The following is a 26544-nucleotide window of genomic DNA, read 5'->3' as shown; positions in this document are numbered from 1 at the left end:
GATCAGCGGAAGTCCTGCGACGACTCGTTCTCCGTACCGGCCGAGGATCCGGTCGGTGTGTCGTAGCCGCTGAAGCCCTCCCACGCAGCGCGGCGGGATCCGAGCGGATCGTTCTCCATCCGCGTCGCGCTGTCGAAGATCCGAGTGGCGCGCCCGGGCACCTCGTACTGAGTCCAGTCCGCTTCGGGCGCACCGGTTCTCGCGAAGGCGAGCCACTGCTTCTGCACCTCGTCGGTGACAGCCACCGAGCTGCCCCAGTCGCCCAGGATCGCGAAGAACTTCCCGACGCGGGCGCGGTAGACGCCGAACACGGCGAACAGTTCGGAACCGTGCGTCGAGTACAGCTTCAGCAGGTCGAACAACCGCGGTGAGTAGTCGTAGCGGTACACGTAGGTGGGCGCGTGCTCGGTGTGCGCGTCCGCGATCTCCAGCGACGGTCGCCAGAAGGTGATGTCGCCGCCGAAGTCGATGGCGGACAGGCCCTCCGGGTATCCGGGGTACTCGGCGAGAATGCGATCCCTGGCCGACGGGTCGGTGTTCGCGAACAGGCGGTCGATGCGCTCGGCATTCGTGGGAAGGGCGTCGAGCCACTTGGGGAACAGGGTGCCCTCGTGCTCGTTGCTGCCGATGATCATCGGGACGGGATGCGCACGGCCCGATCGGTACGCCTCGAGCGGCGCCTCCGGCACGTAGTCCCCGTCGACGCTGGGGCCGAACGGAATGAGCCCCGGAGTCTCCTTCAGGCTCTTCGAACCCAGCCGGTGAGCCGCCTTCAGCAGGTCGGCCACGTCGGCTCCCGCGAGCGTGTCGGCGGCGGTGTCCGGAGTGGCACCGAGCAACTCGACGAAGTCGCGTCCCCACTTCTCGCTACGGTCGGACGTGGCGACCATGCCCGGCGCCGAGCTCTGCGAGATGGCCTTGTGGAAGAGGCCCTTCGTGGCGGGCACGGTCGTCAACGTGGTGACGGCGTTGCCGCCGGCCGATTCGCCGAAGATGGTGACGTTGTCCGGATCGCCGCCGAATGCGGCGATGTTGCGCTGGACCCACTGCAGCGCGGCGACCTGGTCCCGCAGCCCGAGATTGCTGTCGAAGGTCCGGTCGGGCGTCGAGAACTGTCGGAAGTCGAGGTACCCGAGGGCGCCGAGCCGGTAGTTGAGCGAGACGTAGACGATGTCGCCGCGGCGGACCAGCGACGTGCCCGAGTACATGGAGGTGGCCGACGTTCCCAGCGTGTAGGCGCCGCCGTGGATGAACACCATGACGGGGCGGGGGCCGGCGGGCGTGGTGGCCGGCGCGCTGACGTTCAGTGTCAGGCAGTCCTCACTGGTGCCCTGTCCCTTGATGGGACCGATGGGGGAGCGGCCCGAGTCCTGGACCGCCGCGTCACCCCAGCGGGTGGCGTCCCGGACGCCCTCCCACGCCGTCGGCGGCTGCGGTGCGCGCAACCGCAGCGGTCCGACCGGCGGCTGCGCGTACGGGATGCCCCGCCACTGCGCGATACCGCGCGCGACGAATCCGCGGACCCGCCCCTCGCTCGTGGTGATCTCTGTCGGAAAGTCTCCCTGCCCCATCCGGCTGACTATACGGAGAGCCGAGTGAGCACACTCGGGGTATGACGTTCACCTGTCCCATCGAGATCGTGCAGCTTCTCGTGTCTCCGTCACATGCCTACTTCGGTCGCAGCAAGGACGGACCCGCCGCCGACGTACGCACGCAGCTGCCGTCGTCCGTCGAGGTGGTGACCGGGAAGGGCATCCGGGGCGACCGGTTCTTCGGCGTCCAGGCGCACACCGAGGCGGCGATCACGTTCCTGGCCGTCGAGGCGTGGGAGACGGCGGTCGCCGAGGCGAACGCCCTGCACCCGGACGACGAGCCGTGGGACGGGGACGTGAGCGTGGCCCGCCGCAACATCGTCGTGCGTGGTCTCGAACTCGACCCGCTCCGGGGCGAGGACTTCGTCATTGACACCGGTGACGGCCCGGTGCTCCTGCGTGGGGGGCGTCCCGCGCACCCGTGCGCGTGGATGGACAGCATGGTGGTGGACGGCACCCGCAAGGCGTTGATCGGACGCGGTGGTCTGCGCACCGCGCCGATCAGCTCGGGCACGCTGCGAGTCGGACACGGCGTCGTGATCTCCCCGGTCCCACTCGACCCCGAGCGAGCAGCACTGTCCGTACGGCGCGCCCAGCCGCTGCCGCGCGGCTAGCTTCCGCTGCGAGCGGCCTCGAGCAGGCGCAACCACACCTCGCTCATCGTCGGGTAGGACGGGACCGCGTGCCACAGGGTCTCCAGCGGGATGCGGCCGACCACCGCGATGGTGGCCGCGTGCAGGAGTTCCGCGACGCCCTGGCCGACCAGCGTGAATCCGACGATCACGTCGCTCGACGTGTCGATCACCATCGACGCGTGTCCGGCGAAGTCGTCCTGGCGCAGGGAGCTTCCCGCGACGGCGATGTCCATCTCGACCACCCGCACCGGCAGACCGGCGGCCCGCGCCTTCTTCTCGGTGAGGCCCACCGACGCCACCTCGGGGGTGGTGAAGACGACCTGGGGCACCTGGCCGTGGTCGGCACTCGCCCGGAACCTGCTGCCGTCGATCGATCGACCGTCGGCGCGCGCGGCGATGACGTCGCCGCACACGCGTCCCTGGTACTTGCCCATGTGGGTGAGCAGGGCGCGACCGTTGACGTCGCCCACCGCGTAGAGCCACTCGTCCTTCGCCGTCAGATGGTCGTCGACGGCGATCGAGTCCCCGGTGGGGAGGCCCACCGCGTCGAGTCCCAGGTCCTTGGTGGCCGGCCTTCGGCCGGCGGCGACCAGGATCTCGTCGACCTCGAGTGTGTCGTCGCCGATCGTCACCGAGGCGGGCCCACCGTGGAGGTGGCCGTACCCGGTGTCCTGCGCGTCGGGCCGCGACACCGTGGCGACCTGCGACTCGAACAGGATGCGCGCACCCGCGGCGGTCAGAGCGTCGGCCACCGCCGCCCCGGCGAACGGTTCCGATCCGGCCAGCAGCGAGGTTCCGCGCACGATCATCGTGACCTCGGCGCCGAGGGCCAGCAACCATGTCGCCGACTCGCAGGCGACCACGCCCCCGCCGATCACGATGATCCGCTCCGGCACCTCGTGCAGGTTGGTCGAATCGCGGGACGTCCACGGAAGTGCTTCGCGCAGTCCGGGAATCGGCGGCACCGTGGCCGTGGTGCCGGTCGCGAGGACCACCGCGTGCCGAGCGCGCAGGACCCGATCGCCCACTGTCACCTCGCGCTCGCCGGACACCCGGCCGTGACCGCGCACGACGTGGATGTTCGCGCCCTCGGCCCACGACACCTGGGAGGAGTCGTCGAGCCCGTGGGTGAAGCTCTCGCGGCGGGCGAACACCGCGTCGGCGTCGAGTCGTGCGTCGCCGACGATCTCGCGGACCCCGGGCATCGCCCGGGCCTGGTTCAGCACGGAGGCGGGCAGGAGCAACGCCTTGCTGGGCATGCAGGCCCAGTACGAGCACTCACCGCCCACCAGTTCGTGCTCGACGATGGCGGCGGTGCGATCACTGCCCGCGATCGCGTACTGCGCCGCGTTCTCGCCGACGGGCCCTCCGCCGATCACGATGACGTCGTACTCGTCGGTGCTGCTGTCGCTCACTGATCCTCCAGAGTTCTGAGTGGGTCGTGGTGGCTAGTGTGTGCCCGATGGGGAGACAGAAGATCGTGATCACCGGGGCCAGTTCGGGTCTGGGCGAGGAGATGGCGCGGCGGTTCGCGGCGATGGGCCGCGACGTGGGGCTGTGTGCCCGGCGGGTGGACCGGCTCGAGGCTCTGCGCGCCGAGCTCACCGCCCGGCATCCGGACATCACCGTGGCGGTCGCCGCGATGGACGTGACGGATCACGAGTCGGTGGTGTCGGGGATCGACGCGCTGCGGGAGACACTCGGCGGGCTCGACCGCGTGATCGTGAACGCCGGTCTCGGAAAGGGCGCGAGGCTCGGCACCGGCCGCGCGGACGCCAACCTCGAGACCGCACGCACCAACTTCGTCGGAGTGGTGTCCCAGGTCGAGGCAGCGCTGGTGGTGTTCCGTGAGCAGAATGCCGGTCACCTCGTCCTCGTGTCGTCGGTGAGTGCCGATCGCGGACTACCCGGATCCAAGGCTGTGTACTCCGCGTCGAAGGCAGGAGTCTCGGCACTCGGCGAGGCGCTGGTCGCCGAACTCCGCCGCACACCCATCGCGGTCACCACGGTTCTGCCCGGATATGTCGCCACCGACATGTCCTCCCGCGCCGGAGACGCCGGTCGATTGATGTCCTCACTCGACGACGGCGTCTCCGCGATGGTCGCGGCCATCGAGAAGGAGGTCACGCGCTCCGCGCTGCCGGGCCTCACCTGGAAGGCGATCGACGTCGTGTTGCGCGTGCTCCCTCGTCGACTCACGGACGGGCTCGTCTAGCTACTGCAGGTAGTTCTCGACCTGTGAGACGGACTGCGTCTCGGCGTCGTCGGGGGAGAGTCCGGCGTCCTTCTTGGCGCGCCGCTGACGCAGCAGGTCCCAGCACTGGTCGAGTGCCTTCTCGAGCTGGTCGAGCTGCGCCCGCTCCTCGCTCGGATCGAGCTCGCCTGCTTCGGTGCGCGAACGCAACTCGTGCTCGGTGTCGACCAGGTCCTTGATCTTCGCGTAGATGTCGGTCTCACTCATGAACGCACTCACCTCTCTGAAGTCGGTGATGTTCACCGTACTCACCAGAAGTCGGGTGTGAGGTGGTGATGCCCGAGTGCCGTCGCGATCGCGTCGCGAACCTGCTCCACCGAGTGCGCCGCCCCAGGATCGGTGACCACCACCGACAGCGTGTAGGCGTGATCGTGGCGGCAGAGATAGGCCGACAGGATGGTCGGCGACGCGGCGGACTGCTCGTGTCGGAGTCCCGGGTGGATCGCCCGCGCGGCGACGCGCACCGCGGGGCGGCCGCCGATGGTGCGCACCGCCTCGGGAAGCGGGCCGATGTTGGAGCACAGAGCATCTCGCCGGCCCGTCGACGGCGCGAGGAGCGCGGCGGCGCGTTCGGGGACCACGTGCAGCAACTCGTCGGGGAAGCCCGCGGGACCGGTCAGCGGGCTTCGGTACGCCGTCTTCGCGCGTCGACGGATGTCGGCCAGTGAGTCGGATTCCGTGATGCGGACCGCCGTCACCGAGATCGCGTTGGCGCCGCCGGCCTCGACCTTCATCGGGACGCCGAGCAGGACGGACCCGTCGGTGTCGCCGGACGTGCCCGAACATCTCAGCGTCGCGACGACGGCCGCGACGACGGACAGGAACACCACGTTCGGAGTGCCCGCTCCCTCGGCGGCGACCCGATCCCACTGCGTCGCTTCGACATCGGTGCTCACGGACAGCACTTCCCACGCGTCGGGACGGGCCGGCGCAGGAGTTCCGGTCCTCGACGCCTGCAGGTACTGCATCAGTTCGGCGCGCCGGGCGCGACTGACGGCGAGCGCGGAGACGGCCACGGCGGTGCGGCCGACGACGGTCGACAGTGTGGCCAGTGCATCGGCGGTGTCGGTGGTGCCGTCGTCCGGGGCGATCGGGTCCGGGACGCCGGACAGCGCCGCCGCTGCTGCGTCGATGAGTCCGCGCGCGTCGGCGATGACGTGGGAGCACACCAACGAGACGGCGGTTCCGTTCCCGCAGGGCGCCGCGGTCAGACGCCAGCCCGGTCCGTACTCGGGGTCGAGCGAGACGTCGGCGCCCGACTCGGCCCAGCGGACCGGGTCGTCGGTCGGCTCCGTCCACCGGACGCCGGGGCGCCCCGATGCCCGGACCCAGCGCCGACGCGCGCCGGGCAGACGCGAGCTGACGATCCGCACACCCAGACGACCCTCGGCGAGCCGGGCGTCGATCAGGTCGAGAGCGCCGCGGGTGATGGGCTCCTCGGTGACCCAGAGGCCCTGCATCGCAACGGGTATGCCGAAGCCTCGATGTGTGCGGAGGAAGATCTCGTCGACGACGGAGAGGCGAGTCACTCGAGCGGTGCTCCGTGTCGACCGGCGCCGGACGCGAACTTCTGTGCACCGTCGAACGCGTCGACGAGCGAGGTGGCACCGTGCCGGAACTCGTTCGCCATCGCCGCGCGGTGGTCCAGGCCCTCCTGCTCGAGCGCCGACAGTCGGTCGCCGCGCAGGCACGCCTGCGGGAACTCGGCCAGGGACGCGGCGAGTTCCTCCGCGGCAGCGCGGCAGGTGCCCGTGGGGACGACCCGGTTGGCGAGTCCGAACGTCAGCGCTTCCTGCGCGTCGACGGCACGCCCGGTGAGGATCATGTCCATCGCGCGCGACGTACCGATCGCCCGCGGCAATCGCACCGTTCCGCCGTCGATCAGCGGCACACCCCAGCGCCGACAGAACACACCGAACACGGCGTCTTCGTCGGCGACGCGCAGGTCGCACCACAGCGCGAGTTCGAGACCGCCGGCGACCGCATGGCCGGACACCGCGGCGATGACAGGCTTGGACAGTTCCATGCGTGTGGGCCCCATCGGCCCGTCACCGTGCTCGGTCGCCACGTTCGAGCGCTCGGTGCCCAGTGCCTTGAGGTCGGCACCGGCGCAGAAGGTTCCGCCGTCTCCCCACAGCACCGCGACCGATGCCGTCGGATCCGCGTCGAACTCCTCGAAGGCCTCCACCAGAGCGGCCGCCGTCGGACCGTCCACGGCATTGCGTGCCTCGGGTCGGTGGAGGATCACCGTGACCACCGGACCTCGGCGTTCGATCCGCACGTTCATGGTTCGACCGTACCGCTGCCACGCCCGGTTGTGGTTGTTCACGAGGCCGCCGAAGAAAGTTCGCCCGATGTGTAACGCCCGGACGGGTGGCGGCGACATGGTGTGTGAGACCGTGCCGGTCCGTCAGACCCCCGACCCGACGGACCGGCGCGGTCTCGCTGTACGTCAGCGTCCGCGTTCGCTGCGGTACCAGTCGATCAGCGCACTCGTCGACGAATCGAGGTCCGCGCCCGGGCCGTCCGCATCGGTCAGCACCGGCGTCAGCTCCTGCGCCTGGGTCTTGCCCAGCTCGACTCCCCACTGGTCGAACGAGTCGATGCCGAAGATGACGCCCTCGACGAAGACCTGATGTTCGTAGAGGGCGATGAGCTGACCCACCACCGATGGCGTGAGTTTCGGCGCGAGGATCGACGTCGACGGGCGGTTGCCCGGCATCACCTTGTGCGGCACGATGTCCGCGTCCGTGCCCTCGGCAGCGATCTCCTCCGCCGTCTTGCCGAAGGCCAACACCTTGGTCTGGGCGAAGTAGTTGCTCATGAGCAGGTCGTGCATGCTGCCCGTGCCGTCCGCGGTGGGAAGATCGTCCGTCGGCTCGGCGAAGCCGATGAAGTCCGCCGGCACGAGTCGTGTTCCCTGGTGCAGCAATTGGTAGAAGGCGTGCTGGCCGTTGGTTCCGGGCTCGCCCCAGAAGATCTCGCCGGTGTCCGTCGTGACGGGCGTTCCGTCGGCCCTCACCGACTTGCCGTTCGACTCCATGGTGAGCTGCTGCAGGTAGGCGGCGAACCGGTTCAGATCGTTCGAGTACGGCAGCACCGCCCGGGACTGCGCGCCGAAGAAGCTGGAGTACCAGACGCCCAGCGTGCCCAGCAGGATCGGCGCGTTGGACTCGAGCGGCGCCTCGCGGAAGTGCTGGTCGATCAGGTGGAAGCCCTCGAGGAAGTCCGCGAACGCCTCGCGGCCGACGGCGAGCATCACCGACAGACCGATGGCGGAATCGACCGAGTAGCGGCCGCCGACCCAGTCCCAGAAGCCGAACATGTTCGCGGTGTCGATGCCGAAGTTCGACACCTTCTCCGCATTGGTGGACACCGCGACGAAGTGCTGGGCGACGGCGTCGTCACCGAGTGCGGCCGTGAGCCATCGCCGGGCGGCCGTGGCGTTGGTCAGCGTCTCGAGTGTGCCGAAGGTCTTGGAGGCGACGATGAACAGCGTCGACGCCGGGTCCAGGTCGGCGAGGGTGCCGACGAGATCGGCCGGGTCGACGTTCGAGACGAAGCGCGCCGAGATGCCCGCGTCGGCGTAGTGCCGCAGAGCCTGGTAGACCATCACCGGACCCAGGTCGGAGCCGCCGATCCCGATGTTGACGACGGTGCGGATCCGCTCACCGGTGGCGCCGGTCCATGCGCCGGATCGCACTCGATCGCTGAAATCGCCCATCCGCGTGAGGACCTCGTGCACGTCGGCCACCACGTCCTGGCCGTCGACCTCGAGTGACGCGTCCGACGGCAGACGCAGCGCGGTGTGCAGCACGGCCCGGTTCTCGGAGGTGTTGATGTGCTCGCCCGCGAACATGGCGTCCCGACGCCCGGTGACGTCCGCTGCGCGTGCGAGGTCGAGCAGCAGTTCGAGCGTCTGCCGCTCGACCCGGTGCTTGCTGTAGTCGATGTACAGGTCGCCCGCGGTGACGGTCAGCTCGCTCCCACGCGACGGATCGTCGGCGAAGAAGTCACGGAGGTGGCGATCGGCCACGGCCTCGTGATGCGAGACGAGCTCGGTCCAGGCTTCGGTGCTCGTGATGTCGGCGCTCATGAGCCCTGACCCTAATCGCTGGGCACCCGAGCCGCTGGGACTCGTGATCGTCGTGCGGGAGTGCGTGACGAGTCCCGCCCCACGGGGTAGACAGTCGGTACCACCGGGCGACCCGGCGAGCAGCGACGAGGAGTGCGAGAGACGTGAGCGAAGGAACGAGCAGCGCAGCGACGACCCGGGAGAAGGACCTGATCGCGTCCGTCCCCACGAAGTTGTGGATCGGAGGCAAGCAGGTCGACGCGGAGAACGGCGCCACGTTCCCGGTTCGGGATCCCTCGACCGGGGAGGTGCTCACCGAGGTCTCGGATGCGAGTCCCGCCGACGCCGCACGCGCGCTCGACGAGGCCGTCGCGGTGCAGAAGTCCTGGGCCGCCACCCCGGCGCGACAGCGCGGCGAGATCCTGCGGGCGGTCTTCGAGTCGATCACCGAGCACGCCGACGACATCGCACTGCTCATGACGCTGGAGATGGGCAAGGCCTTCGCCGAGAGTCAGGCCGAGGTGAAGTACGGCGGAGAGTTCTTCCGCTGGTTCTCCGAGGAGGCGGTCCGCATCGCGGGGCGGTACACGCCGGCGCCCGCGGGCAACGGCCGGATTCTGGTGACCAAGCAGCCCGTCGGCCCGGTGCTGGCGATCACGCCGTGGAACTTCCCGCTGGCGATGGGCACCCGCAAGATCGGGCCCGCACTCGCGGCGGGATGCACGATCCTGGTGAAGCCCGCCTCGGAGACTCCGCTGACGATGCTCTACCTGGCGAAGCTCATCTCCGAGGCCGGGCTGCCCGAGGGCGTGCTGTCGGTACTGCCGACGTCGAAGTCCAGCGCTGTCACCGGGCCGCTGATCGACGATCCTCGACTGCGCAAGTTGACCTTCACCGGCTCCACCGAGGTGGGGCGGATGCTCGTGGAGAAGTCGTCGAAGAATCTGCTGCGGACGTCGATGGAGCTGGGCGGCAATGCGCCCTTCGTCGTGTTCGACGACGCGGACATCGACGCCGCCGTCGAGGGGGCGATGCTCGCCAAGATGCGCAACGGAGGCGAGGCCTGCACGGCCGCGAATCGGTTCCACGTGCAGAACTCGGTCAAGGACGAGTTCGTCGCCAAGGTGACCGAGAAGATGCGCGCCATGACCGTCGGGCGGGGCAGTGATCCGGACACGAAGCTCGGACCGCTGATCAACGAGGAGCAGCGTGACACGGTGGCCGAACTCGTCGACGACGCGGCGTCCAAGGGCGCGACCGTCGCACTCGGCGGCACTGCGGAGGACGGGCCGGGCTGGTTCTACCCCGCCACCGTGCTGACCGACGTGCCCGGTGACGCCCGAATTCTGAGCGAGGAAGTCTTCGGACCGGTGCTCGCGGTGCGCGGCTTCGAGACCGAGGAGGACGGCATCGCTGCGGCGAACGACACCGAGTTCGGCCTGGCCGCGTACATCTTCACGCGGGATCTGGACCGGGCGCTGCGCGTGGCGGAGGCCGTGGAGACCGGCATGGTGGGTGTCAATCGCGGGGTGATCTCCGACGCGGCCGCACCGTTCGGTGGGATCAAGGCGTCGGGATTCGGTCGCGAGGGCGGAAGCGAGGGGATCGAGGAGTACCTCGAGACCAAGTACATCGCCCTGCAGTGATGCGGTGAGGCACGGGAACCGCCCGTCGTCTGGGCGGTTCCCGGTCGAGCTCTACGAGCGGTGGACTCAGTGTCCGAGGCGGCCGCGGCCCAGGCGGAGCAGGAGCATGGCCAGCGTGTGACCCTCCTGGCCGAGGTCGCTGAAGCGCTGGAGGACCTTCATCTCGCGGCTGTGGACGAGGCGGGGTCCGCCCTGTGCCATCCGCGTCTGACCGATGGTGCGGGAGACCTCGGAGCGGCGCTTCACGGCGGCGAGGATCTCGGCATCGAGGCGGTCGATCTCCTTACGGAGCTCGTCGATCTCGGCTTCGGACGTCGGCAGGTTCGCGTCGTCGGCGTGATCGTTCGACTCGGACGACGCCGATGCTGCGGTGGTGTGAATCGCTGTGCTCATATCAACTCCTCGTGTCAGAACGTGTGTCGCTCTGCTCTCACGTTCTGTTACGCGATTTCCACGAATTTCCGCGGAAGTCACGAAACGCCTGGTCACTACGGTCGGGTGCAGTCGGTGTGATGCCGTTCGCCGGTCGAGCCCGGGCAAGAGTATGCCCGTGTCACTCCCCACGTAAAGAAGGAGCAATTGCAGATCGGCGTGATACGGCGAGCGGCAGAACTCCGACACGACAGGGATTCGGCGCCCACGGCCCGAGTGATGGTGTCGGTGTCGGTGACCGCCGGTAATCTGGACGGACGATGAACACACAGTCACCCGCACGTGCCACCAGGTCCTCGGACCAGCTCCTCGAGGGCCTCAATCCCCAGCAGCGCGAGGCAGTGATGCACTCGGGGGGACCGTTGCTCATCGTGGCGGGCGCCGGTTCGGGCAAGACCGCGGTGTTGACCCGTCGCATCGCGTATCTCCTGGCGGAGAGAGATGTCACACCCGGCCAGGTCCTCGCGATCACGTTCACCAACAAGGCCGCGGCCGAGATGCGGGAGCGCGTCGTCCAGTTGGTCGGGCCGCGGGCCAACTTCATGTGGGTGAGCACGTTCCACTCGAGCTGCGTGCGGATCCTCCGGAGCCAGGCGGCGCTGCTCCCCGGCCTCAACTCGAACTTCTCCATCTACGACGCGGACGATTCGCGTCGGCTCCTCGCGATGATCGGCAAGGATCTGCAGCTCGATCCGAAGAAGTTCTCGTCGCGTCTGCTGGCGACGCAGATCTCCAATCTGAAGAACGAGCTGATCGATCCGGACCAGGCCGTCGCCGACGCGGAGAAGGAGCCGGCCGAGCTGCCGGCCGTCATCGCGAAGGTCTACGGCCACTACCAGCAGCGTCTGCGGGCGGCCAACGCGTTCGACTTCGACGATCTCATCGGCGAGACGGTGGCACTGCTGCAGAGCCATCCGGACGTCGCCGAGTACTACCGGCGCCGCTTCCGCCACGTCCTCGTCGACGAGTACCAGGACACCAACCACGCGCAGTACATGCTGGTGCGCGAGTTGGTGGGTACCGGAACGACGGCGGAGGGCGACGTCGCGGCGGTTCCCCCGAGCGAACTGTGCGTGGTGGGTGACGCGGACCAGTCGATCTACGCGTTCCGCGGCGCGACCATCCGCAACATCGAGGAGTTCGAGCGCGACTATCCGGACGCGCGGACCATCCTGCTCGAGCAGAACTACCGGTCCACCCAGACCATCCTGGCGGCCGCCAACGCCGTCATCGCGCGCAACACCAACCGCCGTGACAAGCGGCTGTGGACGGACACCGGCGACGGCGATCCGATCATCGGCTACGTGGCGGACAACGAGCACGACGAGGCCAAGTTCGTGGCGTCGGAGATCGATCGGCTGGTCGACGGCACCGACTACAAGTACTCCGACGTCGCGGTGTTCTACCGGACCAACAACTCCTCGCGCGCGCTCGAGGAGATCTTCATCCGCCTCGGTCTGCCCTACAAGGTGGTGGGCGGTGTGCGCTTCTACGAGCGCAAGGAGGTACGCGACGTGGTCGCGTACCTCCGCGTGCTGGCCAATCCGGACGACACGGTGAGCATGCGGCGCATCCTCAACACCCCGCGCCGCGGCATCGGCGATCGTGCCGAGGCCTGTGTCGCCGTGCACGCCGAGCGGAAGAACATCAGCTTCAACGCCGCGCTCCTCGATGCCGCGGCCGGCTCCGTGGCGCTGCTCAACACGCGCGCGCAGAACGCCATCGCGTCGTTCATGGAGATGATCGGCGAGCTGCGGGCCACCATGAACGCGACCGATGCCGACGGAAACGACGTCGCGGACATCGGCGACATCGTCGAGGCGGTGCTCGACCGCACGCGGTATCGCGCCGAACTCGAGGCCAGCTCGGATCCTCAGGACGGCGCTCGCCTCGACAACCTCAACGAACTGGTCAGCGTGGCCCGCGAGTTCAGTGCCGACGCACGCAACCTTCAGGGCATCGAGGATCTCGAGGTGGGGGTCGACATCAACGCGGACCTCGACGTCGCGTCCGCAGAACCAGAGGACACCGACGGTGTGGCCGAGCCGGGTTCGCTCGCCGCCTTCCTCGAGCGGGTCTCGCTGGTGGCCGACACCGACCAGATCCCGGACAACGGCGACGGTGTCGTCACGCTCATGACGCTGCACACGGCCAAGGGGCTCGAGTTCCCGGTCGTGTTCGTCACCGGGTGGGAGGACGGCCAGTTCCCGCACATGCGAGCGCTCGGTGATCCTGCGGAGTTGTCCGAGGAGCGTCGACTCGCCTACGTGGGCATCACGCGTGCGCGGCACCGGCTCTACCTCACTCGCGCGATCATGCGCTCGGCGTGGGGGCAGCCCATCAACAACCCCGAATCGCGCTTCCTGCAAGAGGTTCCGCAGCATCTCATCGACTGGAAACGGGAGGATCCCGGCGTCGGCAGCGGGTTCGGTTCCAGTGGTGGCTCGGGGCGCCAGCGCGACTGGACGTCGAATCCCCGTGGTGGATGGTCCGGTGGGTCGTCGCCGTCGGCCACCCCGACGCCCAGCTTCGGCAAGGCCGGGTCCAACAACACCCTGACGCTCGCCGTGGGTGATCGCGTGAGCCACGACAAGTACGGTCTCGGGACCGTCGTCGAGTCCGAGGGATCAGGTCAGCGTGCGATGGTGCTGATCGACTTCGGCACGTCCGGTCGCGTGAAGATGATGCTCATCGGCGGAGTGCCGATGACCAAGCTGTGAGAGGGCACGGAAGAAAGGTCCGGCGCCACCGTGCATGACGGTGACGCCGGACCTTCGACGTGTGTGGAGGTGTGGGAACTCAGTCGCGCTCGGGGCCGAGAGCGATACCGCGGGACGCCAACCAGGGGAGCGGGTCGATCTTGTTGTCGCCCGTGAGGTGGACCTCGAAGTGGAGGTGCGGGCCGGTGGACTGGCCGCGGTTGCCCATCTTGGCGATCTCGTCTCCGGCCATGACCGTCTGGCCCACCTGGACCTCGGACGAATCGATGTGGCCGTACACGGTGATGGTGCCGTCGGCGTGCTGCAACCGGACCCACAGTCCGAAGCCGGCCGCGGGGCCCGAGTCGATGACGGTGCCGTCGGCCACGGCGTACACCGGCGTGCCGATTGCGTTGGCGATGTCCACGCCGGCGTGCAGCGTGCCCCACCGCGAGCCGAAGCCGGAGGTGTAGGTGCCGAGCGCGGGCAGTGCGAAGAGGGGACGCCGTGCAGCGGCCTCGCGAGCCTCGCGCTCCTCGCTGAAGCGCTGGCCCTTCGCCAGGAGCTCCGAGAACTGGCCCAGGTCGACCGGTGCGGCGATGTTGAGGATCTGCGGTGCCGCGGACGTGGAGGGGGCCGTGACGGGCGCTCCGGTCGACGTGGCGGTGGGCACCGAGTCGACGTGCGCGGCCGGCTGGTCCGCGACGATGCCGGCGGCGGTGGAGCTGTCGACGATTCCTGCGGACGTGGCAGCTGCCGGGGCCTGGCCGGCGGCCAGCGCGTACTCGGAGGTCTCGGTGCGCTCGGCGGGCTGCGCGTTGTCGATCGCGGCCTGGCCGGCAGCGACGACCGCACCTGCGGCCACGGCGACGACAGCGACGCGTCCCTTGAGGGCGGACGGCGGAGCGGGGATGCGGTGGGCGCCGCTGCGCTTGACTGCGATCTCGTCCGCGATGGCAGCCGAGGTCACCGACGGTGCTGCTCCGGCCGGAGGGGTGACGAGGAAGGACGTCGCCGGTACCGAGCGGCGGCGGCGCGTGGGCGCATCGCCGAGGGGGGCCGGGGTGTACGCGGGCGCGGACGCCACGTAGTCGCTGGACTCGTGCGCACGGTCCCAGGGGGACGATGCTGCATCGGTCGAGAGGGCTTCGAGGGGGCCGGTGTCGGTCAGATGACCGTCCGCCGGCGTGAACACGGTGGTGTCGTGCTCGAACTGCTGGGCCTCGTACTGCTGGGAATCGAACCGACTGTCGTCGGTGGCGTCCGAGACGAAGCGTGAGCGTGTGAACGGAGTTCGGTGGTGCTGCAAGACCTGCCGTCCTCCTGATTCGTGACCTACCCGTGATGTGGAACCTCGTGGACGGTAACGAAATGGTCGCGGCGGGCGCAAGCCAAACGGCTTCTCGGGTCACATATGTGAGGTGGCTCACAAGGTGTCCTGGGTTTACTCGAGGACGAGTCCCGACGCCGATCAGGCACATCGGTGATCTTCCTGTGATCGAGGCGAGCGGCATCACGATCGGCGGACACGAGGACCGGATACCGTTCGTCATCGTGACACAGCCGACATCCGCGGGCCGTCGTACCTCTGGTTCCGCGTCCGACCCCGTCCGGCTCGGTGCCCGCGCACTCGGAGTCGTCGGAGCGCTGGCGGTGGCGGCCGCTCCGTACGTTCCCGTCGTCGGCGGCGCCGACGTGGGCCTCCCGGTGCGGGGCGCGGCCGCCGTCTCGTCGGCGCTCTGGGCAGCGATCGCTCTGCTGCTCCTGGTGCGCGCGATCCGGCCGATTGTCTTCCCCGTGCTCGCGACGCTGGGCGCCGTCGCACTGGGATCGATCGTGGCCGATCTCCAGTTGTTCGTCGGAGCGATCGACGCCGACCGGCTGGAGCTGTTCCGTCCGATCTCGGCCGGCGCGCTGAAGGCGGGCCCGGGAGCCGTGGTGGTGACGCTCGGGCACGCGCTCGTCGTCGTCGCCGGGGCGCTGGCGGCACTCGCGCTGGCGCGGACGGTCGAGTGGGACGACGTCGACGAGGATCCTGTCGCTCGTCGATCGGCATCGGTCGTGGTCGCCGTGGGGGTCGCGGGCGCTCTCGCACTCGCCGCCTCGTTCCTCCTGCCCGCGTACGTGAGCACCGATGCCGTCGTCCTCGCTCCCGCTCCGGTCGCCGGACCCGTCGCGTCGGCTCTCGGAGGTGGACTGTCCGCGGTCGCGGTGCTGGTGGGTGTGGCCTACGCGTTCTCGTCGACCAGCAGGTCCGCGGCGGTCGGCGCACTGACCGGTGTGGTCGCGGCATCGGCGACCGTCGTCGGCGTCCGCCTGGCTGCCGCGCTCGGGGCGGGCGACCGCATCGACCTCGGCGCGGGCACGGTAGTCGGAGTCGGCGGGCTCCTCGTCCTCGGCGTGGCCACGGTGGCGACGGCGCGCGCGACCTCCGGACCCACGACCTCCGTGCCCCGGCTCGCACGGTCCGCCGCTCCCTCGAACTCGACGCGGCGGCACGTCGTCGCGGGCGCGGTGACCGTCCTGACGGGCATCGCTCTCGGCGTCGGCGCCGTCCTGCCGCTTCTCGACGTCTCGACCGGCTCCGTCCCGACGGTGGTGGGGGACCGGGCGGTGGCCGCGTACGCCGTCGTGACCGTCGTCGGCGGCGTGCTGTTGCTCTTCTCGGAGTTCGCCGCCGCGGTGCGGGCTGCCGTGCCGATGATCGTCACGGGCCATCTGGCGCTCGCGGCCGCGGTGCTGCAGGCGCTCGTCCTGGGCGTCGGTATCGACGGCGTGTCCGTCGGTGCGGGCGGCTGGCTGCTGGTCGTCGGCACGCTGCTCGGTCTGCTCACGCTCGCGCTCGTCGCCGCGGCGGGCGCCTCGGAGCGGGACGGCGTCGACACCAGCGATCTGGACGGGGCCTCGCGCCCCCTCGCAGCCGCGCTGGCCGTCGCGGCCGGGGTCGCCGCACTGGGGCTGCTCCTGCCGCAGTACGACGTGGGCGGGGAGACCGGCGGCTGGATCGGGGCGCTGCCGTGGGGGTGGGACGTGTGGGGGCGGCTGGTGCTCGTGGCCGCCGTCCTGATCGGCGCCGCCGTCGCGGCTCGCGCTCGGTCGTCGCGCGCCGCGGCGCTCCAGATCGGTTCCGCGGTGGCTCTGGCGGGTGTCGCGCTGAGCCCGATCCTCGGCGGCGCGGGCCCCGGCGTGACGGCGTCGTCGGGGGCCTTCGTGACCGCTGTCGGCGCTGCGGCATCGGCGCTGGTGGCGGCAGGATTTTTTCGTACTGGTGAGTAGATGTCGGCGCAGGTCGGTGATCTGAACCACAAGTTCGACGGGCTGTCGATCAGGCCTCTCGTCGGAAAGTTACAGTCGCAAGTCGGACCCGCTCCTACCCCTCGAGCGGGCGTCAACGCAGACGAGATGGTGAGCTGATGGATCTCTTCGAATACCAGGCGAAGGAACTCTTCGCCAAGCACGAGGTTCCGACGTCGGCAGGTCGTGTCACCGACACGGTCGCCGGTGCACGACAGATCGCCGAAGAAATCGGCAAGCCTGTCATGGTCAAGGCCCAGGTGAAGGTCGGCGGCCGCGGCAAGGCCGGCGGCGTGAAGTACTCCAAGGACGTCGCCGAGGCCGAGGCGAACGCGGAAGCGATCCTCGGACTCGACATCAAGGGCCACGTCGTCAAGAAGCTCCTCGTCGCCGAGGCCAGCGACATCGCGGAGGAGTACTACATCTCCTTCCTGCTCGACCGCACGAACCGCACGTACCTCGCGATGTGTTCCGTCGAGGGTGGTGTCGAGATCGAGGTCACCGCCGAGGAGAACCCCGACGCGCTCGCCCGCATCCCCGTCGACGCCGTCAAGGGTGTCGACCTCGCCTTCGCGCGTGAGATCGCCGAGGCCGGCAAGCTTCCCGCCGAGGTGCTCGACGCCGCGGCCAACACGATCCAGAAGCTGTGGGACGTCTTCATCAAGGAAGACGCGCTGCTCGTCGAGGTCAACCCCCTCGTGCGCACGCCGGACGACCAGATCCTCGCCCTCGACGGCAAGGTCACCCTGGACGCCAACGCGGACTTCCGTCAGAAGGGCCACGCCGAGTTCGAGGACGCCGACGCGGCGGACCCACTCGAGGCGAAGGCCAAGGAGAACGACCTCAACTACGTCAAGCTCGACGGACAGGTCGGCATCATCGGAAACGGTGCCGGACTGGTCATGTCGACCCTCGACGTCGTCGCGTACGCCGGTGAGGCGCACGGTGGCGTCAAGCCCGCCAACTTCCTCGACATCGGCGGCGGCGCCTCGGCAGAGGTCATGGCCGCAGGCCTCGACGTCATCCTCGGCGACTCGCAGGTCAAGAGCGTGTTCGTCAACGTCTTCGGCGGCATCACCTCGTGCGACGCGGTTGCCAACGGCATCGTCGGCGCTCTGAAGACGCTGGGCGACACCGCCTCCAAGCCGCTGGTCGTCCGCCTGGACGGCAACAAGGTCGAAGAAGGCCGGAAGATTCTCGCCGATGCTGCGCACCCGTTGGTGACACTGGCCGAGACCATGGACGAAGGCGCCGACAAGGCCGCCGAGCTGGCTGCGAAGTAGAGGGCACCGAAACTATGTCTATTTTCCTGAACAAGAACAACAAGGTCATCGTCCAGGGCATCACCGGCGGCGAGGGCACCAAGCACACCGCCCTGATGCTCAAGGCCGGCACGCAGGTCGTCGGCGGCGTCAACGCTCGCAAGGCCGGGACCACGGTCAAGCACACCGCAGCCGACGGTTCCGACGTCGAGCTGCCCGTGTTCGCCAGCGTTGCCGAGGCCATGGAGAAGACCGGAGCCGACGTGTCCATCGCGTTCGTGCCGCCGGCATTCTCCAAGGACGCCATCGTCGAGGCCATTGACGCGGAGATCCCGCTGCTCGTCGTCATCACCGAGGGAATCCCGGTGCAGGACAGCGCGTACGCGTGGGCCTACAACGTCGAAAAGGGCAAGAAGACCCGCATCATCGGGCCGAACTGCCCCGGCATCATCACCCCCGGCGAGGCACTGGTCGGCATCACGCCCGCCAACATCGCCGGCAAGGGCCCCATCGGCCTCGTCTCGAAGTCGGGCACCCTGACCTACCAGATGATGTTCGAGCTCCGTGACTTCGGCTTCTCCACCGCCATCGGCATCGGCGGCGACCCGGTCATCGGCACCACGCACATCGACGCCATCGAGGCGTTCGAGAACGATCCCGACACCGAGATCATCGTCATGATCGGCGAGATCGGTGGCGACGCCGAGGAGCGTGCAGCCGACTACATCAAGGCGCACGTCACCAAGCCCGTCGTCGGTTACGTCGCCGGCTTCACCGCTCCCGAGGGCAAGACCATGGGCCACGCCGGCGCCATCGTCTCCGGCTCGCTGGGAACGGCTCAGGCCAAGAAGGACGCCCTCGAGGCGGCCGGCGTGAAGGTCGGCAAGACGCCGTCCGAGACCGCTGCCCTCGCGCGCGAGATCCTCGAGAAGAAGTAGTCACTCTTTCTTCTCTCACACGAGGGAGGCCGGTTTCCCGCTCGGGAAGCTTGCCTCCCTCGTGTCGTTCCGGGGGACTACCGTCGAGGTATGAGCATTCCCGCGACTCACTCCGCCATCGTCTCCGTCGAACCCGACTCGCCGTTCGTGCAGATCGAGCGAGAGACTCCGTCGCCCACCGGATTCGACGTTCTCGTACGTGTCGACGCGGTGTCCGTCAATCCGGTGGACACGAAGGTTCGCTCGTCCTTCGATCCGTCCGACGGCCCGAAGGTCCTCGGTTTCGACGCCGTCGGTGAGGTCGTCGCGGTGGGTTCCGACGCCCGAATCTTCGAGCCCGGCGATCGAGTCTTCTATGCGGGATCCATAGCTCGGGACGGCAGCAACGCCCAGTACCAACTCGTCGACGAGCGGATCGTCGGCCATGCGCCGTCGTCACTGTCCGCCGAGGACGCCGCGGCCGTGCCGCTGACCGCCATCACCGCCTGGGAATCGCTGTTCGTCCGGCTCGGACTCGGGAAAGACAGCACCGGCACACTTCTCGTGATGGGGGCCGCCGGCGGTACCGGGTCGATGATCATCCAGCTCGCCCGGGCACTGACCTCGCTCACCGTTGTTGCCGCGGCATCGCGCGGCGAATCCCGCGACTGGGCAATGGAGATGGGCGCCCATCACGTGGTGGATCGGCACTCCCTCGTGGACGAGGTCGGTGCCCTGGCACCGGACGGCGTCGAGTACGTGTTCTCCCCGTTCTCCGAGGGCAATGTCGACGCCTACGCCGCGGTGATGGCAGTGCACGGTCAGGTCGTGGCGATCGACGATCCGGTCGGCCTGGACCTGATGCCGCTGAAGGCCAAGAGCCAGACCTGGCACTGGGAACTGATGTTCACAGTGCCGTTGTCGGTGCCGGAGAGCACTTCTCAGCACACCATCCTCGACGAGGTCTCGCGACTCATCGACAACGGAACTCTGCGGAGCACCCGCACCACGACTCTGTCACCGTTCGACGTGGACACCCTGCAGGACGCGCACCGGCGGGTGGAAAGTGGCGGCACCATCGGCAAGGTGGTCGTCGTTCGGTAGGAAAATCGTGCCCGAGTTCTTGTCGGTGGGGTGGGTTACTGTCTGGTCAGGTCGTCGGGGGCGGCCTGATCGGGGCATCACCGGGGAGTGAATTCGTGTACGACGCACCAGTTTCCGTCGATGTGTTGGTGTCGGCGAAGGTCGACGCTCAGGCCTCGTTCGCCCGGTCCGTGTCGGCGTCGTGTGCGTACGTGCAGGAGTCGTCGCGTCGGCCGTCGGTGCTCGGTCCGGGTGGGGTGTTCGACGCGGAAGCTGCTGAGACCTGTGCGGTGGCGGAGGTCGCGGCGGCGTTGGCGGTCTCGACGCGCACTGTCACGGAGTGGCTGTTTCTGATTCGCACCGCCCGTCCGGCGGTGCAGGAAGCGTTCGATGCGGGCCGGTTGGCGTACGCGGCGTTCCGCACGGTCTGCCGATCCCTGGCCGGGGTTCCGAAGGCCACCGAAGCGCTGCTGCAGCGGGTGATCGCTGCCGCGTTGAGGTGCACTCCGGGTGCGGTGGCAGCGGCGGTCGACCGGATCGTCGCGGAGTTCGACGCGCAGTGGCACCGGGAAGCGCGTGAACGGGCGACGCGGGAGCGGTCGGCAACGGTGCGGAAGCTCCCGCGCGGTCAGGCGGAGCTGACGATTCGTGGTCCGGCGGAGCAGGTCGCGGCGATGTGGCGGGCGATCGTGTCGGCGGCGCGTGGGGTGTGCGCGACGGATCCGCGGCCGCTACCGGCGCGGTTGTTCGATGCGGCTCATGCGGTGCTTGCCGGCGGAGCTGTCTCGTGTGAGTGTGCTGAGCAGGACTGCGCACGGTCGGTGCCGGTCGCCCGTCCGGAGACCACTGCGGTGATCGTGCTCGATGCGGCCACGGCGGCGGGGTTGGCGGGGGAGCCGGGGCATCTCGTCGGGTGGGGTCCGGTTCCGGCCGATGTGGCCCGGAGAATTGCCGGGGATGCGACGTGGCAGGCGATGATCACCGCGGCGAAGGTCCCCGAACCGCGGGCGGCGTGCAGCTGCCGCTGCCCACAACACGACCCACCGACCGACTCCGAACCACCGGGCCCGCCGGTGCCCGCCGCCGGGCGGGAAGTCCGCCGAACTCGCCGCATGCCGGCAGGCTGGACACCGACCGCGGGGAAACTGGGCAGCACGAAAAACCGAAAAGCCAAGGAGCAGGTCGAGTACCTCCGCACGCTCCCACCATCAGCACTCGACCGTGCCGTCGAGAACCCCGACGGCCACGGGGGCTTCGCCGTACCCCCGGCCGGGGCGTTGACGTACCGGCCGTCCGAGGCGATCGCGTCGCTGGTGACAGCGCTGTATCCGACATGCATCCATCCGGGATGTGCTGTGCCCAGCGAGGACTGCGACCTCGACCATGTCGTCCCGTTCGACCACACCGACCCGGAGAGAGGCGGATGGACCGTCACCGGCAACCTCGCGCCGCTGTGCCGTCGGCACCACGGCCTGAAGACCCGGCGGCAGTGGCACCACCGCATGCTCCGGGACGGGATCGTCCATGTCCGCGACTCGCACGGCACCGACTACTTCACCGCACCCGGCGAGTGAGCGATGGCGTGTATCAAGCGACCGAATGAGTCAGCGTTCCGGTGTATTTGCCGGACAGTAGCGTGGACGGCAGGGGTAGAGACACGGTGTAGTTCCAGTTGGTGAGACACGCCAGCGTCGGAAGCAGACCTGTCGGAGACTTCTTCACTTCTCGGGGCGTCGAGTCGAGCGCGACAGTGGTGGCAGGCATGGGGCTCAACCCGATCAAGCAGCTCGATTGGTCCGCGCTGTACGAGCCACCGCTGACGGTGACTGTGGAACTTGCCGGTTGCGTGACCGTCAAAGGACTGAGAGACACCGATGCAACCCAGGAACCGATGCCACTCGTGATCGACGCGTTCCCGGCGCCGACCCAGGTAGTGCCGGGCGAAGGAGTCTCCGGACCGACCAGAGTCACGGTGCCGAGAGTGATTCCGATACCGGCCGCTGACACTGCTGCTCGTTGACGCGGAGCAGTTGTGGTGGGGGTGGCGGAGGTCGCCGGGGTCAGATCGACGGTCGTGACCGAGTCCGTGGTGGTCGGCGAGACCTGTGTTGTCGACAGAAGCGTCGTGGGGGACACCGTTGTCGTCGGCACAACAGTGGTCGTGATCGGCACAGCAGTGGGCGTGATCGGCACAGCAGTGGTCGTGATCGGCACAGCAGTGGTCGTGATCGGCACAGCAGTGGTCGTCGGTGCAGCAGCAGTGGTGGTGATCGGCACAGCAGTGGTCGTCGTGACGGACGGGTCGGTCGTGACCGGGAGGCACGTCGGCGCGGGTGTGGTCGTGACGACATCGGTCGGGGGCGCTTCGGTTGTCGTCGTGACGACCGAGCAGGGATCGATGTCCTGTGCCCCGGCCGTCGGTGCAGCGATCGACGTTGCCACAGCGAGGATCATGACGGCTACAAGTGTCGGTGCGTACCGCATGTCAGGTGCTCGTCCGCGCCCTGCTTCGCAGGACGACAGCCAGCGCGACAGCGAGAGCAATGACCACGGCCGCCACCACGATCCAGATCCACACCGGTGTGCCGCTGCTCGATGCCGACAGCTGTTGTGTGTCAGCGGTGCCGGACTCGGGGAACGTCACCTGGCCGCTTCCGTCGCGGCTCACGCGGCCGCTCGTGACGGTGACGTCGGCGGTCCACGGACCCGCGGGAAGCGCGGTATCGAGCGCAACGGTGACCGTCCCGCTCGTACCTGGCGCGATGGACGCTCCGGATCCGGTCGCCGGGGCAGCGCTGACGCCGCCCGGGCCGCCGGACAGTGTCACCGATGCGGAGGGGTCGAGCGCACGCCCACCGGTGTTGTCGACGCCGATGGTGACTTCCGGCGCACCTGCTGTCGATCGACCGGCAGTCACGGTGGTCACCGCGAAGTCTTCCGGCGGGCCGTTCCCGGCGCCGACCGAGAGGTAGGTGCGGATGCCCACCCGAGAGACGGTGGAGATACCCCCGGAGCCCGACGCGCCGTTCACCTCGGCCCACACGACTGCGTACCGTTCGGCCTCGGTCGCGTCCGACGGGACCGAGATGGTCACGAGTCCTTCGGTGGAGCCCCCCGACGGTACGACCACCTCGGATGGCGACACCGTCATCCAGGACGTCAGTTCGTTCGGTGCGGCACCGTCCGCGAAGGTGAAGCCGTCGTCGGTCGTGATGTCGGCCGCGCCGGCGTACATGCGGACGGACGCCTCCGCACCGGTGTCGTTGGTGACCTCGAACCGTCGGTCGATCAGGGTGCCCGGTGCGAGGTTGTCCACGATGTACGACAAGGCACGGGGGTCGCCCTCCAGCGCGACGGGCGCTTCGAGCAACCGGATCCCGATGCCCGGCGACCCGTCCGGCGCCGGCTGAGCGACGGCGGTGGGCCCGGCGAGGACGGAGGCGAACGACAGAAGCGTCAGCACCGCCAGGCGCGGACGAGCCGGTGTCCGGATCAGGCCGTCACGCAAGGGAATGCGTGATGACGCCCGAGTACGAGCCCGACGTGCGGTTGGTGGGCAGTGCCACGGACAGCGTCGGTGACCAGGTGGCGGTGTTGGATCCCACCACCGCTGTGGCGACCTGGGCATTGCGTGCCGTGGCCAGCGTTCCCGGAAGGCCCGGGGTCACGACGGCGATACCTGTGGGCGTCGCGAGAAGAGCGGTGTATGTCACCTGGTCGGCGGCGATCGACGTCGTTCCCGTGCCCGTTCCATTCGTGAACGCCGAACTCGACGCGGTGGCGGTCCACCCGCTGATTCCGCGCCGGTCGTCTGTCACCTTGACTCCGGTGATCGACCCGGTGGCGGTGTCGAGCAGCGGGTTCTCGGTCAGTGACGCAGTACCCGGCGCGGTGATCGAGATGGCTCCGGCCGCGATCGTGAACGTCACGGTCGTGTCCGCGGCGGATGCCGTTCCGGGAAGGACGACGGCGGCGAGGGTGACACCGGCGGCTGCTGCACCGGCGAGGACGGACTTCTTCATGAGGTGTCCTAAGAAAGGGCGGGCCCGCCGCCACCATTGGGACCGTCAATGTACCGCCGCGTTGTGATCAATTACAGAAAAATGGCAGAAAAGGTTTGAGACAGAAAAACCAGTCACAACCTGCGGCGTCGCGTCGGGCAGGAACCGTTCGAATCACCCAGAGCGCAACGGTGGTTCCGCATCGACCCGGGCGATGTACTTCCGGGCATGACGATCACCGACACCCGCCCCGCCGGCGCCGCCACCGAACCGCGCTGGACCACCGCTCCCACGACGTCCGCGGAATGGATCGACCGTGCCCACGAGGTGGCCGCGATCCTCGCCGTCGACGCCGTCGCCCGTGATCGCGCCACCGAGGCGCCGCACGAGGAGGTGACGTTGTTGAAGGAGTCCGGTCTGGTCACGATCCTCGGGCCGATCGAGTTCGGTGGTGGCGGGCAGACCTGGGAGACCGCCTACCAGGTGATCCGCGCCGTGGCCGCCGCCGACGGGTCGATCGGACAGCTGCTCGGCTACCACCTGCTGTGGTTCTGGGCGGCACGTCTGGTCGGGACGAAGGAGCAGATCGCTGCCGTCGAACAAGCCGCCACCGAGAACACCTGGTTCTTCGGCGGCGCGGTCAACCCGCGCGACAACGACGTCGAGATCACCGACGAGGGCGACACGATCGTCTACAACGGTGCCAAGACGTTCTCCACGGGCAGTCGTGTCTCCGACGTGACCGTGCTCGAGGGGGTGCTCGCCGGTACCGACACCCACGTCTTCGCCATCGTTCCGTCGAACTCCGAGGGCCTGACGTTCCACGACGACTGGGACAACATCGGTCAGCGTCGCACCGAGAGTGGCAGTGTCACCATCGATCACGTCCGCACCGACTGGAGCTCGGCCGCCGGATTCGCGAACAAGGCGTTCGAGCCGCGGGTCTACAACACCCTCAACGTCCCGATCATCCAGCTGGTGTTCGTCAACTTCTACCTCGGCATCGCACGCGGAGCCCTCGAGACCGCTGCCGACTACACGCGTACCACCACGCGAGCGTGGCTGCACAGCACCGTGGACAACGCGCTCGACGAGCCCTACATCATCGACCTGTACGGAGACTTGACCGGAAAGCTCTGGGCCGCAGAGGCTCTCGCGGACGCCGTGGCCGCGGAGCAGCAGCGGATCCACGAGAACGCCTGGACCGTCACCGAGCACGAGCGCGGCGAGCACGAGGTGCGCGTCGCCGCGGCGAAGGCACGCGCCACGGAGGTCGCCCTGGAGATCACGTCGGGCATCTTCGAGGGGCTCGGCGCCCGCGCCACCGCGTCGAGTCACGGATTCGACCGTTTCTGGCGCAACGTGCGCACGCACACGTTGCACGATCCGGTGGCCTACAAGCGCCGTGAGGTCGGCCGCCACGTGCTCACCGGCGAGTTGCCGCAACCCACCTGGTACTCCTGAAATCATCTGTCGCGCACTATTATCGAACCGAGGACTGCATGAGTACAGAGAAGATCGCCGACGAAGTGAAGTTCGCCTACTGGGTGCCCAACGTCAGTGGTGGCCTCGTCACCAGCGACATCGAGCAACGCACCAGCTGGGAGTTCGAGTACAACAAGAAGCTCGCGCAGACGGCGGAGAACAACGGGTTCGAGTACGCGCTGAGCCAGGTCCGGTACGAGGCCAGCTACGGAGCCGAGTTTCAACACGAGTCCACGAGCTTCAGCCTGGGACTGCTCCTCGCGACCGAGCGCCTCAAGGTCATCGCCGCCGTGCATCCCGGGCTTTGGCAACCGGCCGTGCTCGCGAAACTCGGTGCGACAGCAGACCATCTGTCCAACGGACGCTTCGCCGTCAATGTGGTGAGTGGATGGTTCAAAGACGAGTTCACGCATCTCGGTGAGCCCTGGCTCGAACACGACGAGCGCTACCGACGCAGCGCCGAATTCCTGCAGGTGCTGCGCAAGATCTGGACCGAGGACGACGTCGATTTCCGCGGCGACTTCTACCGCATCCACGACTTCACACTCAAGCCGAAACCGCTCAACACGCCCGCGCGTCCCAATCCTGAACTGTTTCAGGGTGGTAATTCGTCGGCGGCACGGGAGAACGCAGGTCGGTACTCCGACTGGTACTTCTCCAACGGCAAGGACTTCGACGGCATCACCGAGCAGATCGACGACGTGCGGCGCGTCGCACAGGCCCATCAGCGTGAAGTGAAGTTCGGTCTCAACGGCTTCATCATCGCCCGCGACACCGAGAAGGAGGCGAGGGACACCCTCCGCGAGATCATCGAGAAGGCGAACAAGCCGGCAGTCGAGGGGTTCCGCGGTGCCGTGCAGCAGGCCGGCAGTTCGACGTCGGACAAGAAGGGCATGTGGGCCGACTCGAGCTTCGAGGACCTCGTGCAGTACAACGACGGCTTCAAGACCCAGCTGATCGGTACGCCCGAACAGGTGGCGACGCGCATCGTCGACTACCGCGACCGCGGCGTGGACCTCATCCTCGGCGGTTTCCTGCACTTCCAGGAGGAGATCGAGTACTTCGGAGCGAAGATTCTGCCGCTGGTGCGGGAGATCGAGGCCGCGCGGGCGAGAGACCGCGAACCCGTCGGCGTCGCCTGAGCGAGGAGCCACTCACCGCGGGTCCGT

The 26544-nt window shown here is 68.5% G+C and carries 23 protein-coding genes; 12 read left to right on the top strand and 11 right to left on the bottom strand.

Features of this window, described 5'->3' with window-relative positions:
* Positions 1–2: 2 nt before the first annotated feature.
* Positions 3–1571, bottom strand: a complete 1569-nt coding sequence (locus J4E04_RS16035) for a carboxylesterase/lipase family protein (RefSeq protein WP_490149008.1) — start codon at positions 1569–1571, stop codon at positions 3–5.
* 41 nt (positions 1572–1612) lie between these two features.
* On the opposite strand from J4E04_RS16035, the gene J4E04_RS16030 reads away from it, so the two are divergent.
* On the top strand, positions 1613–2206 hold the full coding sequence (locus J4E04_RS16030; RefSeq protein WP_027504168.1) for a hypothetical protein: 594 nt from the start codon (positions 1613–1615) through the stop codon (positions 2204–2206).
* On the opposite strand, the gene J4E04_RS16025 is transcribed toward J4E04_RS16030, so the two are convergent.
* On the bottom strand, positions 2203–3642 hold the full coding sequence (locus J4E04_RS16025; protein WP_490149007.1) for a dihydrolipoyl dehydrogenase family protein: 1440 nt from the start codon (positions 3640–3642) through the stop codon (positions 2203–2205). The genes J4E04_RS16030 and J4E04_RS16025 overlap by 4 nt on opposite strands.
* A gap of 47 nt (positions 3643–3689) precedes the next feature.
* Between J4E04_RS16025 and J4E04_RS16020 the strand changes: the two genes are divergently transcribed.
* A complete protein-coding gene (locus J4E04_RS16020) occupies positions 3690–4442 on the top strand; it encodes an SDR family oxidoreductase (RefSeq protein WP_222641571.1) in 753 nt (250 codons plus the stop codon).
* Here J4E04_RS16020 and J4E04_RS16015 read toward each other — a convergent pair whose 3' ends face one another.
* From J4E04_RS16015 to pgi, 4 genes are all read right to left on the bottom strand, one after another.
* Entirely contained in the window at positions 4443–4688 is a 246-nt protein-coding gene (locus J4E04_RS16015) for a DUF2630 family protein (RefSeq protein ID WP_222641569.1), read from the bottom strand.
* Positions 4689–4729: 41 nt separating this feature from the next.
* Positions 4730–6010: a hypothetical protein gene (locus tag J4E04_RS16010; protein ID WP_490149006.1), complete on the bottom strand. Its 1281-nt coding sequence runs from the start codon at positions 6008–6010 to the stop codon at positions 4730–4732.
* Positions 6007–6768: a crotonase/enoyl-CoA hydratase family protein gene (locus tag J4E04_RS16005; RefSeq protein ID WP_222641565.1), complete on the bottom strand. Its 762-nt coding sequence runs from the start codon at positions 6766–6768 to the stop codon at positions 6007–6009. Before J4E04_RS16005 ends, J4E04_RS16010 begins: the two co-directional genes overlap by 4 nt.
* 165 nt (positions 6769–6933) lie before the next feature.
* Complete coding sequence (gene pgi / locus J4E04_RS16000) at positions 6934–8577, bottom strand: glucose-6-phosphate isomerase (protein WP_056446956.1); 1644 nt, start codon at positions 8575–8577, stop codon at positions 6934–6936.
* A 143-nt stretch (positions 8578–8720) separates the two neighbouring features.
* Between pgi and J4E04_RS15995 the strand changes: the two genes are divergently transcribed.
* On the top strand, positions 8721–10202 hold the full coding sequence (locus J4E04_RS15995) for an NAD-dependent succinate-semialdehyde dehydrogenase (protein ID WP_222647891.1): 1482 nt from the start codon (positions 8721–8723) through the stop codon (positions 10200–10202).
* Between the two features lie 66 nt (positions 10203–10268).
* Here the strand turns inward: J4E04_RS15995 and J4E04_RS15990 are convergent, their stop codons facing one another.
* Positions 10269–10595, bottom strand: a complete 327-nt coding sequence (locus J4E04_RS15990; protein ID WP_027504161.1) for a chorismate mutase — start codon at positions 10593–10595, stop codon at positions 10269–10271.
* Positions 10596–10894: 299 nt separating this feature from the next.
* Here J4E04_RS15990 and pcrA point away from each other — a divergent pair, with 299 nt between their 5' ends.
* Positions 10895–13354 (top strand): DNA helicase PcrA, encoded by a 2460-nt coding sequence (pcrA, locus tag J4E04_RS15985; RefSeq protein WP_490149005.1) that lies wholly within the window; start codon positions 10895–10897, stop codon positions 13352–13354.
* A gap of 79 nt (positions 13355–13433) precedes the next feature.
* Here pcrA and J4E04_RS15980 read toward each other — a convergent pair whose 3' ends face one another.
* A complete protein-coding gene (locus J4E04_RS15980; protein ID WP_490149004.1) occupies positions 13434–14642 on the bottom strand; it encodes a M23 family metallopeptidase in 1209 nt (402 codons plus the stop codon).
* A 245-nt stretch (positions 14643–14887) separates the two neighbouring features.
* Between J4E04_RS15980 and J4E04_RS15975 the strand changes: the two genes are divergently transcribed.
* From J4E04_RS15975 to J4E04_RS15955, 5 genes are all read left to right on the top strand, one after another.
* Positions 14888–16609 (top strand): hypothetical protein, encoded by a 1722-nt coding sequence (locus J4E04_RS15975; RefSeq protein ID WP_490149003.1) that lies wholly within the window; start codon positions 14888–14890, stop codon positions 16607–16609.
* 137 nt (positions 16610–16746) lie between these two features.
* The gene (gene sucC / locus J4E04_RS15970) at positions 16747–17910 is read left to right on the top strand and encodes an ADP-forming succinate--CoA ligase subunit beta (protein ID WP_056446972.1); all 1164 of its coding nucleotides are present in this window, start codon (positions 16747–16749) and stop codon (positions 17908–17910) included.
* Positions 17911–17924: 14 nt separating this feature from the next.
* On the top strand, positions 17925–18827 hold the full coding sequence (gene sucD, locus J4E04_RS15965; protein ID WP_027504157.1) for a succinate--CoA ligase subunit alpha: 903 nt from the start codon (positions 17925–17927) through the stop codon (positions 18825–18827).
* Positions 18828–18917: 90 nt separating this feature from the next.
* Complete coding sequence (locus J4E04_RS15960) at positions 18918–19910, top strand: zinc-binding alcohol dehydrogenase family protein (RefSeq protein ID WP_490149002.1); 993 nt, start codon at positions 18918–18920, stop codon at positions 19908–19910.
* A 95-nt stretch (positions 19911–20005) separates the two neighbouring features.
* Entirely contained in the window at positions 20006–21463 is a 1458-nt protein-coding gene (locus tag J4E04_RS15955) for an HNH endonuclease signature motif containing protein (RefSeq protein WP_490149001.1), read from the top strand.
* Positions 21464–21476: 13 nt separating this feature from the next.
* Here the strand turns inward: J4E04_RS15955 and J4E04_RS15950 are convergent, their stop codons facing one another.
* Positions 21477–21653, bottom strand: a complete 177-nt coding sequence (locus J4E04_RS15950) for a hypothetical protein (protein WP_490149000.1) — start codon at positions 21651–21653, stop codon at positions 21477–21479.
* Here J4E04_RS15950 and J4E04_RS15945 point away from each other — a divergent pair.
* Entirely contained in the window at positions 21652–21909 is a 258-nt protein-coding gene (locus J4E04_RS15945; protein ID WP_490148999.1) for a hypothetical protein, read from the top strand. The two genes, J4E04_RS15950 and J4E04_RS15945, sit on opposite strands and share 2 nt — an antisense overlap.
* Before the next feature lie 465 nt (positions 21910–22374).
* Here the strand turns inward: J4E04_RS15945 and J4E04_RS15940 are convergent, their stop codons facing one another.
* Both J4E04_RS15940 and J4E04_RS15935 read right to left on the bottom strand, forming a co-directional pair.
* On the bottom strand, positions 22375–23397 hold the full coding sequence (locus tag J4E04_RS15940; RefSeq protein WP_490148998.1) for a hypothetical protein: 1023 nt from the start codon (positions 23395–23397) through the stop codon (positions 22375–22377).
* Positions 23390–23911: a WxL domain-containing protein gene (locus tag J4E04_RS15935; RefSeq protein ID WP_490148997.1), complete on the bottom strand. Its 522-nt coding sequence runs from the start codon at positions 23909–23911 to the stop codon at positions 23390–23392. The genes J4E04_RS15940 and J4E04_RS15935 overlap by 8 nt, the downstream gene beginning before the upstream one ends.
* Positions 23912–24118: 207 nt before the next feature.
* On the opposite strand from J4E04_RS15935, the gene J4E04_RS15930 reads away from it, so the two are divergent.
* Together J4E04_RS15930 and sfnG are read left to right on the top strand one after the other, a co-directional pair.
* On the top strand, positions 24119–25354 hold the full coding sequence (locus J4E04_RS15930) for an acyl-CoA dehydrogenase family protein (RefSeq protein ID WP_490148996.1): 1236 nt from the start codon (positions 24119–24121) through the stop codon (positions 25352–25354).
* Between the two features lie 38 nt (positions 25355–25392).
* Entirely contained in the window at positions 25393–26517 is a 1125-nt protein-coding gene (sfnG, locus tag J4E04_RS15925) for a dimethylsulfone monooxygenase SfnG (RefSeq protein ID WP_490148995.1), read from the top strand.
* Positions 26518–26544: the final 27 nt, after the last annotated feature.

The sequence above is a fragment of the Rhodococcus sp. NFXS4 genome, from assembly GCF_058139645.1.
The sequence above is the reverse complement of the archived record's forward strand: the minus strand, read 5'-3'. Positions and strand labels throughout refer to the sequence as shown.